This window comes from Nitrospira sp. Nam74 (assembly GCF_965152615.1).
Window position 1 is genome coordinate 3,727,716 of the sequence record NZ_OZ224220.1, and the last position, 13,817, is coordinate 3,741,532.

Here is a 13,817-nt window from a genome sequence, read left to right on the forward strand (position 1 = left end):
GCGGACAATACCCAGAGCTAGGATTGGCGCATCACTTCTGTTTGAGGAGGATTTTCGTCTAAATCCTCAAGGTAGTGTTCCAGGCAGGATGGACACATTCCATGGCTGAATTCGACGCCGGCATGCCGATGGAGATAGGTTTCCAATTTGTGCCAGGCGCCGTCATCGTCACGTATTTGTTTGCAGTAGGAACAGATGGGTAATAGCTCGCGCAGTTCTGCGTTCTCGGCGACGAGACGGATGTGAATCAGGGCCAAAACTGCCGCTGTCCACATCGATGCCACAGCAATGACATGATTACCGAGAGCTATCGCCGGGACGCCGCCCTGTGGTGAAAGAAAATAGGCCAGGATGGTGAGCATAGTGCATAGAACGGCGACAGCCACCACCAATCGCTGTTTCGTGTCGTCTGTGTAGGAAAGGAAGCCGGTGAGATAGATAGGGCCACCATAAAGCATCCCGCCGACAATTCCGACCGGCGTAAGGAAGTCCAGGATGGCCGTGCCCCCGATCGTAAGAACGACAATAGACAGCAGGACAACACGGCGGCTGTTCTTAGGTGGGGTAGTACTTCGTAGGCTCTCCATGAAGTACGTTACTATGACTTTACACCGCCGTCAATGACCGTCACTACTAAGTCGAGACCTTCCTTCGCGCACGGGAACCATAGACAGCGCCCGACGCGCTTGTGACGGAACTAAATCGCGGAGGCAGTAGCAAAGCAAAGGAGGCACGATAGGTTAGCGTATTGAGGGGACCGGACGTCTTTCGGCGTCAGCGTCGCGAGGTGCGATACGCATTTGGCGTCTCGCACCAGCACAAAGGCAGTCCGCTTGTCATGAGAAGAGCAAGCGAGCGCATGCTATTACTCTCGTCCAATCCCCTCAAAGAGCTGTTAGCCTACTTATTTAGCTACAACCACGTTTCTGAACGCTGGTATAACGCGTCTGAATCCCCCAAGGGTCCGTCGATTCTTTTGGAATGAAAAACCATAATTTGAGAAACGGACGCTGAGGGACTACATCAACTACCAGTCGGACCGCCTGTTCGGTTGCTGCCCGCGACCAGCCTACGTCATTTCTCAGAATCCCCTTATAGAACTAATTCGTTGGAACTGCTACGAGCAATCCGTATCGTTCCCGAACCACGATCATTCTCAAAGGAGGCAGCCATGCCGATCTATGTAAGTCTTATATCGTTCAGTGCCGAGGGCGTCACCACGATGAAGGATCAAGGCGTCTCCCGCTCCGATATGGTGCAGCGCAATATTGAATCACTGGGAGGTCGGCTCGTCGACGCCTATTACTGTCTTGGTGAGTATGATGTGGTCGCGATCCTTGAATTTCCCGACAATAGAACCGCGATGAAAGCGGCCTTACTGAATGCCTCGATTGGGCATATCAAAATCGAGACCATGCCGGCGCTGACCCGTACTGAATGGCGAGAATTGCTCCAGGAAACATGGGCGTCTAAATCCAAGACATAGCGGACGGCGATGCCAAGAACGATAGGGCCGGCACTTCGAGCGGCTGCCTTGAAGGTACTTCTCTTAGTTGGCGCATCGGTTCCGCTGACAGATGTGGCCTGCAGATCATTGTATGATTCTGTAGCGGGGGCTTGACCCGGAAACAAACAAGGGAGCTGTCATGACAATCACAGCAAAATTTGGCGGTGGCGCGTTATCACTCCTCGGTGTAATCGCACTCAGTACCCTTGCCTTCGGCGAGGGTGGCAGTTCGGGAAGTGGTGGGGGCGGTAAACAAGATGTGCAGACATTCCAGCAGCAACGCTCTGATAAAACACAACAAGGTCAGGATCTCATTAACAAGCAACCCATGGCTCCACAGAGATCGGAGAGTCGAAACGATAAGCAATCCGGCAATACCGGCGCTGATCTAACCGGTGGCCGCGATAGTCATCTTGGACCACATGATGCTCAAGAGACCCAGACCCAAAGGAAGGACAAGAAAATGGATGGCAGCGGCACAGCTCGCTGAAGCGTGGGAGGCCCTGGTGTATCGCTTGGCATTTTTCATCGGACTATTTGGGGGATTGGCTTTCCTCATGCGCCGGAGAGCGATATCGCCGGCAAGGCGTTCGCAGCGCGGAGATTAGGGTTTTCTGCCGCGCTTCTTGTTTTCTCATCGAAGGAAGGAACCATCCATATAAGGCCACCCCTATTCCCCTACTTCTCCACCTTCAGGGTGGCCTGATCGTCCTTCACTGAACGTAGGTGCCAGCACATTCTCTCCGGAAGGACGCGTCTGGGCGCAGCCGAGGTGGGCGAGTGAAGTCGTGCGCGCTCTGCGATCAGACCGCTTCTTCTACTTTCTTCTTCCACGCCGACATGACGCACCGTTGTGCTATCAATGGCTTAAAACTCGGCACATCATTAGCCACAGCATTCATCACCTGATCGGCCAGATGCGGATCATCGAAGCATTCATACGCATCATCGAGAAAGCCTCCACGCAAGAGCGGATGATGCAACAACATCTCGCCTGATCCAGTTTTGATCTCAAGGGGCCATTCAGCCACCTCGATCCGTTCCAACCCCAGTGCCTTCAGCCATTCGCGACTGTCTTCGGCCGATGGCCGCTCGGCGACATAGGCTGCCAGTCGTCCTCGCTCTACCGTTAGGTGTCGTGTAGCCATTTCACGATCGATCCGGCGCCAGAGTGAATCAAACGTACCAAGAGAAGGAAACGTCAGGACTAATTGGCCACCCGGCCTTAGATGGCCCACGAGGTTTCGAAGGGCTTCCAAGCGATTGGGACGTAAGAACATGACGGATAGATTTCCGGTAATGCGATCAAAAGTCTCGAGACGGGACGGTAACGCGCGCATGTCAAGACACTCGAACCGCAACCAAGGAAGATGCAGGCCTTGAATCGCTCGCGCCCTCGAGACCAGACGTTCGTTAAAGTCGATTCCCAACACGCGTCCGCAAGGACCGACTCGTTCAGCGAGATGAAATGCAGGCAAACCATCGCCACACGCTATATCCATGATGCTCGCGCCTGGAAAGAGATCCAACTCATGCAGCAATGCCTCGGCAAACGGAGTGGACCAATAGTCGTGTGGTGGAAGAGGCCAACGTGAGGTCACGACACTCTTCTATCATGCGTGACGGCCGGCGGGCAGCAACAAAGTCTTCACGGCCGGACGCCGCCGGTGATGGCTGATGCCGCAAGAGCCTTCACCAGCGGCGCTGAGACGCAACCATTATCGTATGCAGTAGCCACATTCAGCGGTCACAGCACCGTTCGTATCGCACTCCTATCACTTACTTCCTTCCGTCTTGATGACATTTTTTATACGATCGTCGCTGTTCAATTCTAAACTGACTCGATCCCCTTCATGCAAGTCGTTCAAGAGATCGTTGTTCGTCACCTCTAACGACCAATTCTCTCCTTGCTGAGTGCGAACGCCCAATTTTTGCGACTGCTGATCCACTTTTTCCACCGTCGCTCCGGTGAATGTGGTGATGGTTGCGCCTTCGGGTGCCTGCGCGTGTTCGCTCTGTTGGACGCTGCTCTGGGAGTCACTCCCCTGATGATCGACTTTCAATACCAGAACATCGAACACTACGCGTTTTCCCGCGAGCGGATGATTAAAATCGACCACCGCCTTGTCGCCGGAAAGTTCCTGGATCATAAACGGTTGGCCATGTTCCGTTTTGTAAACATCCCCGATCTTAGCGTTCTCAGGGATGCGATCGCGAGATACCGTCATTCTCTTATCCGGCTGGTACGTGCCAAACCCCTCCTCCGGTGCTAACTCGACATGCTTCTGTTCACCAGCTTTCAATCCCATCAACTGCCGTTCTAACCCCGGCACCAGTTGATTGTCTCCGGGGACGTATTCACTGACATTATCCTTAATAGCGAAGCGGGTTTCAGGGACCAAAAGATTAAAGGTGATCGTGACCTTGTCTCCCACACTGATCGGCGAAGATTGATCCGGCCCGGCAAAAGCCGACGTAGCAAACACTGAGCAAGCCATGACAAATGGCAGCCAGAACCGTGGATGTGGCATGGGGCCCCTCCTGGCTAATGGTGGTGTATGTCATTTAATTATCGGTCATCGCCTCCCTACCTCGTATGTCCGCCGGTATGAGCCTTAGCGTGGTACTACAGGAAGAGAAAGTAAGGAATAAAAGCCTAGCCCACGTCAGACGGAGTTCTATGAAACCGCCTGGTATACCATTTTGGTAAACGTCAATCCATCTCCGTGTGCGCCTATGGAGGGCTATGCTTTGGTGGACGCCGAAACGCTCAGAGCGGCCATTCAGCGACGCGGGTCTACACGTGAAGATGACGACTGCCGAGCGTTGCCGCTGTAAGGTTTTCCCCGCTTGTCAACACTTTAATCATTTAGCTTTTTAGAGGAAAAGATGTGGATAAGTGGCTCTCCCAGTCTCTCAACTCCGCCTTTCACAAACCTCCGAGCGCCTTGCCTATTATTTAATCATTGTGTTTTCAACGTTGTGAGCCACTATATTTTGTGCTTTTCGTCAAAGTATCGGAATTATGCTTTCAAAAAAAACCTAAAAAAACTTCATGTGCATAGGCTACGTACGGGCTCGGATCATTGCGTAGTCACGTCGCTGACGTACGGTTCTACACAAAGTTCTTCCATGCCTGACTGATTGGTGCCGAATGCGGTATGATTGACCCACTTCAAACCCATGATTGAATCCACCTTTCTTTTTCTCAAGGGAATCGGTCGCACCACCGAGCGGCGTCTCTGGGACCAAGGCATTCACACTTGGCAGGAGTTCCTGCAGCAATCATGTATCCGGGGTATCACCGCCGGCCGTAAAGCGCTCTATGATATGGACGTCCAGCTGGCCCTCGACCAACACACGCTCGATAATCCACGATTTTTTGCCTCCTGCTTAAAAGCGCGGGACCAATGGCGCCTGTATGAATGGCTGCGGCACCGGGCGGTCTTTCTTGATATCGAAACGGCCGGTGGCCCCTATGGCGAGGTCACGGTGGTAGGTCTGTTCGGAAACGGGCGCATGGTAAGCCTTGTCCGGGGCGATACACTCAGCGAAGCGCGGCTCTGCGAAGAAGTGTCGCAATACGACTTAGTCGTGACGTTTTTTGGATCCGGGTTTGATTTGCCATATCTCCAAGCCATGTTTCCTCGGCTTCGTATCGACCAACCGCATCTTGATCTGTGCTTTGCGGCCAAACAACTGGGCCTTCGCGGCGGATTGAAGCAGATCGAACGTATGGTGGGCATTGAACGAGAAGGCGCACTACAGGGTATGGATGGCTGGGATGCAGTCCGGATGTGGACACGATGGAGACACAGCCGAGATACCGCGGCACTCGAACTGTTGCTGGCTTACAACGAAGCCGACTGTGTGAATCTCCAGCCGCTTGCAGATCTCCTCTACTGTCGGCTTGTCCAGCAATGCCGACCGGAGTCAGAGCTCCCCCGGTTTACTATCCGGCAGCCCTGACCCGCGGCTCAGGTTTGCTCGAGCCGTGCGCCATGGTGCCGACCAGTAGGCAATCCGATTTCTGGCGTGGTCAGGCTCTCGCTAAGAGTGTAAGGAGGAAATTCAAGGAGGAAGATCGTGGCGTATATTGATGCCAATTTGATCCGTGGCGAGACCGTAGTGTATCAGGCGAAGCCGCACTGGATTCTCTTCATATCCTGGCGTTCACTCTTGACGCTGGGAATCCTTCCGATGATCGATTACTGGACGAGCGAATTTGCGGTCACGGACAAGCGCGTCATCATGAAAATCGGATGGATCTCCAGGCGCGTCCTTGAACTCAATCTTCACAAGATCGAATCGGTGAACGTCGACCAATCCCTCCTCGGCCGTATTCTACGATATGGGACGATCACAGTTATCGGAACCGGGGGAACACGAGAGACGTTCGATCGGATTGCGCATCCGTTGGCGTTTCGGAAGGCGTTTCAAGAGCAAGAAGGTGAGTTGGAAGAACGGCTGGATCGACAACGCCCGAATTTTACACGGTACCCTTCCTCATAGGGGCCTCCTTTTCCTGGGCCGTCGTCGGCGTGCATAAGCTCGCGATGGGGCCCGCCTCCGGTAGCTGCCGGGCAACACATTTCACGGCGTTTCTCGTCTCTTCACCCACAACCGGCGGGAAGTAAGTTTCCTCACCGACTTTCTGCATCTCCTCGAGGTTCAAGGGCAGGCGACGAGGAAGAGCTAGTGAATTGGCGGTTCTTGTGCGTAGACTTGTCCACGGACAGGAATAGCTGAACCCGGGTTAGCAGATCGAGGAGCCTCTGGCGGTCCGCTGCCAGCCGTTGTTGCTTCGGTGCCTTGTTCACGTATTGTTCAGCGGCCGTGGCCAGCTCTTTTAATAAAACTGTTGCGTTCAGCGAATCGTCGGCCTTTCTTAGGTCGGGAACACGCGACAATAGATTGCGTTTCGTGCTTCTAGTGCGCCTGGCTATCTTTGCCATCTCGAACCTTGCACCCCAAGCTTCGTCGTACTATCCGGTGGGACTTTTCGAATGTTTAAGTTACTCCCAGGGCAACAATTCCTGCGCTTATATTAACCATTGTACTCAATGCCCGATGTCTCAATATGGTGTTGAGCTGGATCAGCACCAAGAGTAACAAGCATCATCAACAATTTCCCATCACCGGGATGACTTGCCTCCACTCCGTCTTTTCATCCAGACTAACGGATATGTGGTCACAACTCTTGGCCGATAGCGTGATGCTTCTCCATCTCGGCTTCATCCTCTTCGTGGTCTTTGGCGGCTTCTTGGTCTTGAGATGGCCGCACATCGCATGGGTGCACCTTCCCGCCGCAACATGGGGGGCGACAGTGGAATTCACCGGATGGATCTGTCCCCTCACGCCACTGGAAGTATCGTTGCGGCTCAACGGCGCCGATTCGGGCTATGGCGGTGACTTCATCGCACAGTACCTCCTTCCGGTACTATACCCGGCAGGCCTGACCCACGACCTGCAGGTGACGCTTGGATTATTCGTCGTGGCAGTCAACGGCATTCTCTACAGCTGTCTCTGGCGACGTCAATTCAACACACCAAGCCTTTGAGCGATCAGCACTTCTTCAGCGCCACTCCACGGCTCCAAATCCGCTTTTCCCAAGCAAAACATACATGAGACTAACCGTCCCGACCGTCTGATTCCGAAACTCGACGTTAGGATAGCTCGCATCCCGATGGGACACCACATATCGGATGGCAACGCCATGACGATCGAAGATCCGCAACGTGAAGGAGCCATCCGCTCGCATGATGTTTTCCCGTCCGTGGGGCTCGGTCGAGAGCAGACCGGTGACATAGTATTCACGTCCAGTGAGGTCCACCATTGCCCTATCGCCAAGAATGAGACGCAGCGAGAGAAGGGCCTGCGGAGTGGCGCCATAGTGATAATCCCGCTCACCCGTCCGCTGAATGCTGCCGGCCGCACCGTAGCCGGCACCACCGAGGGCGGTCCCCTGGAGCGCCACGTTTTCCGAAAGCCACGTCTGCCAAGTGGTACCCAGTGAGAGCGCGGTCGTTGAAACGCGAAAGATTTGTGGCGCGATATAGTCGTAGCTTCCGTAGAGACCCCAGATACCGCGCGTGGCATCACCGGACGCGTAGCTGGTACCGATTAGAATCCCGCGCGTATCAATGCTTTCGATCGTATTGGCCGTGACACCGGTAAAATGGAAATCAAAGTAGTCGAACGGTCGTGTGTAGGTATAGCCCGGCTTTCCCGGGAGCCCATAGGTAAAGGTAAAGTCCCCGATGGCCCCGTGCTCTTTGACGGAGGAGGAAACGTTGTGGCTACTGGAGGTCAGCGTCCCGCCAATTTGTAGGCGCATGAAGGTCGCCGGGTTGTGGCTCGGATAGACGCCGTCGAATCGGTTGCCAAAAGCAAGGCGATTAAACCCTGTGGGTGGGGAGATGACGGCAGCTGCTAGTTCTCGCCAAAAGCCCGGCTTGCCGTCATCGTCACTCTCCAGCAGCAGATTGGCCATTCGGAAGAGCGGCTCGCCGAGGAACGTCCCACCGAAGGTCGTCGTAATTTGATCGTTGATGGACGGCGGCGTTTTCTCGCCTCCGATTTCCCAGAGAAAACTGCCGGCGCCGGCATAGAGAAATGATTCCCAAAAATTCAGGCCGGCTGATCGGGCCAAGCCATAGTATATCGTCCCACTATAGGGATGCAGGAACTGGTTGATGGAGAACTGGTCGTTGTCGAGGACCCACTTCGAATCAGTTAAATGCGTGCCAATCGTGTTCCCCGTCGTACGGTAATCATCCTTTGGCTCCGTGAAATGCCGATCGTACAGATTCAGAAGAAAGAGGTAGGCCGGGATCTCAAGCGCCGGGATGAGATAGCTCCTGCCGGGCCTCATCTCCCAGGACAGGGCAAACTTAGGTGCTTCGGACGCGGCCGGCGCCGGAGCAGCTTCAGATGACGCCTCCAGCGTGCGCGCGTCGGCCACTTCCAGCGTCCTCGCACGCAGGTCTCCCGAAAGGTCAGGCCCGTGGGCCTCTGGCGAAACTGCATCGAACGATGCAGCAACCGGCTCCGTAGCAGAACTGGAAGTCACTCCCATACATACAAGCGCGAGGACACCCGTGAGAACCAGGGATTGGAATGCGAGAGGACGAGGAACGGCATGCCTCTGCTGCACGCCGTGGGGTCGAGCCTCGGCGACTCCCGACAGGTCGATCTTGGGATGCCGCTGATCGAGAGAATCTCGACGTAATGACGGACTATCCCCATGTCTGTTCATAAGCACACTCCCATGTACAAATCCCATGGTTGCTTCAATATAAAATCCGTCACTCTGTGTTCCTTTCGCCAGCCAATGTCTTTGAAAGGTCCAATCGAAAAACGAGAATGCCGACACCCGGCACTCTCAGTAAGTGTAATCATGCATTGACCTACATTACATTGCTATCAGTATCATGCTTACATATTATCCCGGCGCAAACCGATTCCTTTGTGTCTCCTTGGAACTTGACCCGATAGACTTCCGGCCGCCAGCCTAGCATGCGTCACTTAGAAGCTACCGCCTTTGGAAACTTATAGTACTGTAATCGTTTCCAAGGTATACTCCTTCTATGCGTCGAACTAAGAGATCTCCACCGAAAGCACCCGAGCAGAGCTCCACATCACAACGGATTCTCACCGCCGCGCGACGCCATTTCTTGTCCCATGGATTTCGCCGCGTCACCATGGATGATCTTGCGGAAGAACTCGGGATGAGCAAAAAAACACTGTACGCATGCTTTCCGAGCAAACTCGAATTGCTGAAAGGTGTCCTTCTCAAGAAATTCGATGACATCGAGGCCGATCTTCAACAGATCATGGCCAATTGCGGCGATGTCGCGGCCGCCTTGCATCAGCTGCTGGCCTGCGTGCAGGACCACACACAAGAAATTCAGCCCACGTTTGTCCGTGACATCCAACGGGAGGCTCCGGAAATATTTCAGTTGGTCGAATGTCGCCGCCGAGATGTCATTCAACGGCACTTCGGCAAGCTCTTTGAACAGGGCCGACGCGCGGGGATCATCCGTAAAGACATTCCGACCCGACTCATCATCGAAATCCTCCTCGGGGCCACGCAGACGATCTTGAATCCGCCGAAGATGGCCGAACTCAACCTCACACCGAAGAGCGGCTTTTCCGCCATCATCACGGTGATTCTACAGGGCGCACTCACCAACGCAGGTAGACCGACACTATGACGAAGCTGTGGGCTGCACCAATGACGGTGAGACGTGGATTCAGCACGGCGCTGATCTCAATCTGTCTCTTGATAAGCTGTAGCCGCCCGGACTCAAATCAGGTGCAAGGTTACGTTGAAGGAGAATTTGTCTATGTGGCTTCGCCGTTGTCCGGAACACTGCAATCGCTGCGTGTCCAACGAGGCATGCAGGTGAACCCAGGTGACCTGCTGTTCGCGCTCGACGATACGCCGGAACAAGCCGGCAGAGATGAAGCCGAGCGCCGGCTCGCGCAGGGTCGCGCGAATGTAGAAGACGCAAGAAAAGGCAAGCGTCCGTCAGAAATCAAGGCCATCGAAGCACAACTGAACCAGGCACGAGCCGCGCTTATTCTGGCTGAGAAGGAGTTTGTCCGGCAGGAAAACCTCATGAGGATTCCTGGGGCCACGGCGGAGCTGGAATTTCTTCGCGCGCGTGCGGTTAGGGATCAGGCGCGTCAGCGCGTCACTGAACTCGAAGCCGATTTGAAAACCGCGCAACTCGGCTCTCGGAGCGATCAAATTGCCGCAGCGGAAGCCAACCTACGTGCCCTGGAAGCAGCGTTGATCAAGGCGGAGTGGGATCTTTCGCAAAAACGTCAAAGTGCGCCACAAGCCGGATTGGTCTTTGATACCGTCTATCGCGAGGGGGAATGGGTTGCTGCCGGGCGCCCTGTCGTGGTGTTGCTCCCGCCCGGGAACATCAAGGTGCGCGCGTTTGTCCCCGAAACGAAAATCGGCACCATTCATCCGGGTGATAGCGTACACGTCAGTGTGGACGGCACGGATCATCCGATCGTCGGGACCGTCAGTTACATCTCTCCGCAGGCGGAATATACCCCGCCGGTGATTTATAGTAACGAGAGCCGCAGCAAGCTGGTTTTCATGATTGAAGCCGTGTTTGATCCGGCCACCTCGGTGAACCTGCACCCCGGTCAGCCGGTAGACGTTCATTTAGACTTCTGATCCATGCCGAACGATCTCGCCATCAACGTACGGGGCATGACCAAACGTTTCGGCGACCGCCTCGCGGTTGACCATGTCGACTTGCAGGTTCGCACGGGAGAAGTGTGCGGCTTTCTTGGCCCTAACGGAAGCGGCAAAACGACGTTTATCCGCATGCTCTGCGGCCTTCTCCGTCCGGACGAAGGGAGCGGCACGTGCCTCGGCTATGACGTCATCACCCAGAGCGAAGCGATCAAGCGCCAGGTGGGTTATATGACGCAGCGCTTCAGCTTTTATGAAGATTTGAGCATTAGTGAAAACCTGGACTTCGTCGCGCGCATGTATTCCATGCCGAACCGGCATCAAGCGGTGCAGGAGACGATCGAGCGTCTAGGTCTGATCGAGCGACGCAATCAGCTCGCCGGCCAGCTCTCGGGCGGATGGAAACAACGCCTCGCCCTTGCTGCCTGCATGCTTCACCAACCGAAGCTGCTGCTGCTCGATGAGCCGACGGCAGGCGTGGACCCGAAAGCACGGCGAGACTTTTGGGAGGAGATCCATCAACTGGCCGCGCAGGGTTTGACCTTTCTCATTACCACTCACTACATGGATGAAGCCGAACGCTGTCATCGTCTCGCATTCATCTCCAACGCGCGTCTGCTGACCTTCGGCACGGTGACCGAGGTGATCCATCACGCACACCTCACAACATGGTCGGTCGGTGGGCCGGATTTGCATAGGCTGGCCGAGCAACTTCGCGCACGCCCAGGCGTCAAGCAGGCGGTCTCTTTTGGTAGCACGCTTCATGTGAGCGGAGATGACCCGGCCGCGCTCGAGCAGGTCATCGCACCGTTTCGCACCGAGCCTTATGTCTGGCGCCGGATCGAGCCCGGACTGGAGGATGTGTTCATCCATTTGATCGAGACGTCACGGGAAGGGGCACCGGTATGAAGGAGCACCAGCGATTTTCATTGGCCCGATGTTGGGCGATCGTGGTCAAGGAGTTCGTCCAGATGCGCCGTGATCGCCTGACGTTCGGCATGATGATCGGCATTCCGATGATTCAACTGATTCTCTTTGGCTTCGCCATCAATTCCGATCCGAAACATTTGCCGGCTGCCGTACTGTTGGCTGACCAGGGGGCCCAAGGCCGGACATTGCTGTACGGTATTCAGAACAGCGGATACTTCGATCTCGTCCGGCTGATCAAGACCGAATCGGAGGGGCATGCCGTCATGGCACGCGGCAACGTGCAGTTCGTGATTAATATCCCCGAGAATTTCAGCCGGGATTTGCTGCGGGGCAACAGGCCGGCCATTCTACTCGAAGCGGACGCCACTGATCCTGCCGCCACAAGCAATGCCATCGGGTCGTTGCGGACCGTGTTGAATACCGCCCTTCGCCATGATTTCAAAGGACCTCTCTCCTTCCTGGCTGCCGACAGCGATCCCATCGATCTGCGTGTCCATGCGCGATACAATCCGGAAGCCATCACGCAATACAACATCGTGCCCGGTCTCATGGGCGTTGTGCTGACGATGACGATGGTGATGATTACCGGCCTGGCCATTACGCGTGAGCGCGAGCGCGGCACCATGGAAAATCTTCTCTCCATGCCCACGCGCCCGCTCGAAGTGCTGATTGGTAAGATCATTCCCTATATCTTCGTCGGTTACGTGCAGGTGTCGCTTATTCTCATCGCCTCGTACTTTTTATTCCATGTGCCGATGGTCGGCAATCTCGGCCTTCTGCTCGTGGTGGCCCTTGTCTTCATTGCCGCCAACCTTGCCATGGGCATTACCTTTTCGACCGTGGCCCAGAACCAGCTTCAAGCCATGCAGATGTCGTTTTTTTTCTTCCTGCCGTCGCTTTTACTTTCCGGATTTATGTTTCCTTTCCGCGGCATGCCGCAGTGGGCCCAGACGGTGGGAGAACTCTTTCCTCTCACGCATTTTCTTCGAATCGTCCGCGGTATTTTGCTCAAAGGCAACGGGCTCGAAGACGTGGCGCTCCAACTGTGGCAGATCGCGCTCTTCACAGCCGTGGCGCTGACCATCGGCGTGAAACGCTACCGCCAGACACTGGATTAGGGGCAGCGATCAACCAACGAGTCTACAGACGATGCATTGAGGAGTCGCCCTCTAATGCATTCCACCCGTTGACAAAAACTCATCAGAAGGACTAAGGACGTAGCAAGTTATTTCACGTTGCAGTTCATCGGCCAAGGAGGGACGCTATGGAGACGAGGCAATACAAACAGCTCGGATGTCTGGACGTTGATCCCAGCGGGCACTGTGCGTTTCAGATACGTGCCGAGACCGAAGATGAGGTCATGCGGCTCGTGGCTGAGCACGGAAAAGTGTGTCATCAGATGACGAGCATTCCACCTGAGATGGCAACGAAAGTAAAAGCCGCGATCAAAACTGTTTCGGTCAACGTCTAGCTCCGATTGGCTGGAGACCGTACCGTTCCCGCCGCGGTGCGGTACGTTTGACACGACCGAGGGACGGTAATCATCATTAGGTCCGGTCTAATACACCCTCTCCCATGGCGACTTGCGCAAGCATTGCGTGGAGCTCCCGTGGGTGAAGGTTCCATCATCGATACGAAATGAGGGCGATAATCGCGACCAGCACACTGAGAGGCTTCTGTCCGGCTCATGCCACATATGGTCCTGGGATCCACATCGTCACTCCCTGATGTATTATTTGATGTCGTCTCCAGCTACCTGGTCTTCGTCATGCCCAAACACCTTCTTGCACCGTGCTAGGAACTCCGCGGGGGACACGGCCTTCCTCATGAATGCCACAGCCCCAAGCCGTAGTGATTCTTCAATAATCACCGGCTGCGACACAGCCGACATCATGATTACGGGAATATGGGGAAACCGTTGCCGCAAGTGTCGAAGTGTTTGCAGCCCATCCATGACGGGCATTTGCACATCCAACAAGATCCCTGTCACTGGAGCATTCGCCTGGCTATCGTTGAAAAAGCGGATCGCCGCAAGGCCGTTACTTGCCGAGACGGTCTCATAACCGCAGCCTTCTAACCGTTCACGCAGGATGGTGGTGTAATCCGAGTCGTCGTCGACAATCAGAATACGTCGTGTCATTCATGACACCTTATCGCGGA

15 protein-coding genes are annotated in these 13,817 nt (G+C 55.0%); 10 read left to right on the forward strand and 5 right to left on the reverse strand.

What is annotated here, in order from left to right; genetic code table 11:
- Positions 1-17 precede the first annotated feature (17 nt).
- Positions 18-587 (reverse strand): hypothetical protein, encoded by a 570-nt coding sequence (locus tag ACWHYZ_RS17520; RefSeq protein WP_447983964.1) that lies wholly within the window; start codon positions 585-587, stop codon positions 18-20.
- A 584-nt stretch (positions 588-1,171) separates the two neighbouring features.
- Between ACWHYZ_RS17520 and ACWHYZ_RS17525 the strand changes: the two genes are divergently transcribed.
- Together ACWHYZ_RS17525 and ACWHYZ_RS17530 are read left to right on the forward strand one after the other, a co-directional pair.
- The gene (locus tag ACWHYZ_RS17525) at positions 1,172-1,486 is read left to right on the forward strand and encodes a GYD domain-containing protein (protein WP_447983965.1); all 315 of its coding nucleotides are present in this window, start codon (positions 1,172-1,174) and stop codon (positions 1,484-1,486) included.
- Positions 1,487-1,646: 160 nt separating this feature from the next.
- Complete coding sequence (locus tag ACWHYZ_RS17530) at positions 1,647-1,997, forward strand: hypothetical protein (RefSeq protein WP_447983966.1); 351 nt, start codon at positions 1,647-1,649, stop codon at positions 1,995-1,997.
- A 313-nt stretch (positions 1,998-2,310) separates the two neighbouring features.
- On the opposite strand, the gene ACWHYZ_RS17535 is transcribed toward ACWHYZ_RS17530, so the two are convergent.
- On the reverse strand, positions 2,311-3,108 hold the full coding sequence (locus tag ACWHYZ_RS17535; RefSeq protein ID WP_447983967.1) for a class I SAM-dependent methyltransferase: 798 nt from the start codon (positions 3,106-3,108) through the stop codon (positions 2,311-2,313).
- Positions 3,109-3,282: 174 nt separating this feature from the next.
- Complete coding sequence (locus tag ACWHYZ_RS17540; RefSeq protein WP_447983968.1) at positions 3,283-4,038, reverse strand: FKBP-type peptidyl-prolyl cis-trans isomerase; 756 nt, start codon at positions 4,036-4,038, stop codon at positions 3,283-3,285.
- A gap of 634 nt (positions 4,039-4,672) precedes the next feature.
- Here ACWHYZ_RS17540 and ACWHYZ_RS17545 point away from each other — a divergent pair.
- The 3 genes from ACWHYZ_RS17545 (at position 4,673) to ACWHYZ_RS17555 (ending at position 7,067) form a co-directional block, all read left to right on the forward strand.
- Entirely contained in the window at positions 4,673-5,476 is an 804-nt protein-coding gene (locus ACWHYZ_RS17545; protein WP_447983969.1) for a ribonuclease H-like domain-containing protein, read from the forward strand.
- Positions 5,477-5,593: 117 nt separating this feature from the next.
- Complete coding sequence (locus tag ACWHYZ_RS17550) at positions 5,594-6,019, forward strand: PH domain-containing protein (protein WP_447983970.1); 426 nt, start codon at positions 5,594-5,596, stop codon at positions 6,017-6,019.
- A 673-nt stretch (positions 6,020-6,692) separates the two neighbouring features.
- A complete protein-coding gene (locus ACWHYZ_RS17555) occupies positions 6,693-7,067 on the forward strand; it encodes a DUF2784 domain-containing protein (protein ID WP_447983971.1) in 375 nt (124 codons plus the stop codon).
- 15 nt (positions 7,068-7,082) lie between these two features.
- Here the strand turns inward: ACWHYZ_RS17555 and ACWHYZ_RS17560 are convergent, their stop codons facing one another.
- Positions 7,083-8,765, reverse strand: coding sequence for a DUF3943 domain-containing protein (locus ACWHYZ_RS17560; protein ID WP_447983972.1), 1,683 nt, complete (start codon positions 8,763-8,765; stop codon positions 7,083-7,085).
- A 331-nt stretch (positions 8,766-9,096) separates the two neighbouring features.
- Between ACWHYZ_RS17560 and ACWHYZ_RS17565 the strand changes: the two genes are divergently transcribed.
- The 5 genes from ACWHYZ_RS17565 (at position 9,097) to ACWHYZ_RS17585 (ending at position 13,128) form a co-directional block, all read left to right on the forward strand.
- Positions 9,097-9,723, forward strand: coding sequence for a TetR/AcrR family transcriptional regulator (locus tag ACWHYZ_RS17565; protein ID WP_447983973.1), 627 nt, complete (start codon positions 9,097-9,099; stop codon positions 9,721-9,723).
- Between the two features lie 101 nt (positions 9,724-9,824).
- Positions 9,825-10,706: an HlyD family secretion protein gene (locus ACWHYZ_RS17570; RefSeq protein ID WP_447983974.1), complete on the forward strand. Its 882-nt coding sequence runs from the start codon at positions 9,825-9,827 to the stop codon at positions 10,704-10,706.
- 3 nt (positions 10,707-10,709) lie between these two features.
- Entirely contained in the window at positions 10,710-11,636 is a 927-nt protein-coding gene (locus ACWHYZ_RS17575) for an ABC transporter ATP-binding protein (protein WP_447983975.1), read from the forward strand.
- Positions 11,633-12,775, forward strand: a complete 1,143-nt coding sequence (locus ACWHYZ_RS17580; RefSeq protein ID WP_447983976.1) for an ABC transporter permease — start codon at positions 11,633-11,635, stop codon at positions 12,773-12,775. The genes ACWHYZ_RS17575 and ACWHYZ_RS17580 overlap by 4 nt, the downstream gene beginning before the upstream one ends.
- Before the next feature lie 146 nt (positions 12,776-12,921).
- Positions 12,922-13,128: a DUF1059 domain-containing protein gene (locus ACWHYZ_RS17585; RefSeq protein WP_447983977.1), complete on the forward strand. Its 207-nt coding sequence runs from the start codon at positions 12,922-12,924 to the stop codon at positions 13,126-13,128.
- A 261-nt stretch (positions 13,129-13,389) separates the two neighbouring features.
- Here the strand turns inward: ACWHYZ_RS17585 and ACWHYZ_RS17590 are convergent, their stop codons facing one another.
- A complete protein-coding gene (locus ACWHYZ_RS17590) occupies positions 13,390-13,797 on the reverse strand; it encodes a response regulator transcription factor (RefSeq protein WP_447983978.1) in 408 nt (135 codons plus the stop codon).
- Between the last annotated feature and the right edge of the window lie 20 nt (positions 13,798-13,817).

Bases quoted from the DNA above. Each gene is read 5' to 3' on its own strand.
- ACWHYZ_RS17565 (WP_447983973.1), top strand. From the start codon at position 9,097: ATGCGTCGAACTAAGAGATCTCCACCGAAAGCACCCGAGCAGAGCTCC.
- ACWHYZ_RS17590 (WP_447983978.1), bottom strand. From the start codon at position 13,797: ATGACACGACGTATTCTGATTGTCGACGACGACTCGGATTACACCACC.
- ACWHYZ_RS17530 (WP_447983966.1), top strand. From the start codon at position 1,647: ATGACAATCACAGCAAAATTTGGCGGTGGCGCGTTATCACTCCTCGGT.
- ACWHYZ_RS17585 (WP_447983977.1), top strand. From the start codon at position 12,922: ATGGAGACGAGGCAATACAAACAGCTCGGATGTCTGGACGTTGATCCC.
- ACWHYZ_RS17525 (WP_447983965.1), top strand. From the start codon at position 1,172: ATGCCGATCTATGTAAGTCTTATATCGTTCAGTGCCGAGGGCGTCACC.
- ACWHYZ_RS17575 (WP_447983975.1), top strand. From the start codon at position 10,710: ATGCCGAACGATCTCGCCATCAACGTACGGGGCATGACCAAACGTTTC.
- ACWHYZ_RS17555 (WP_447983971.1), top strand. From the start codon at position 6,693: ATGTGGTCACAACTCTTGGCCGATAGCGTGATGCTTCTCCATCTCGGC.
- ACWHYZ_RS17560 (WP_447983972.1), bottom strand. From the start codon at position 8,765: ATGAACAGACATGGGGATAGTCCGTCATTACGTCGAGATTCTCTCGAT.
- ACWHYZ_RS17520 (WP_447983964.1), bottom strand. From the start codon at position 587: ATGGAGAGCCTACGAAGTACTACCCCACCTAAGAACAGCCGCCGTGTT.
- ACWHYZ_RS17540 (WP_447983968.1), bottom strand. From the start codon at position 4,038: ATGCCACATCCACGGTTCTGGCTGCCATTTGTCATGGCTTGCTCAGTG.
- ACWHYZ_RS17580 (WP_447983976.1), top strand. From the start codon at position 11,633: ATGAAGGAGCACCAGCGATTTTCATTGGCCCGATGTTGGGCGATCGTG.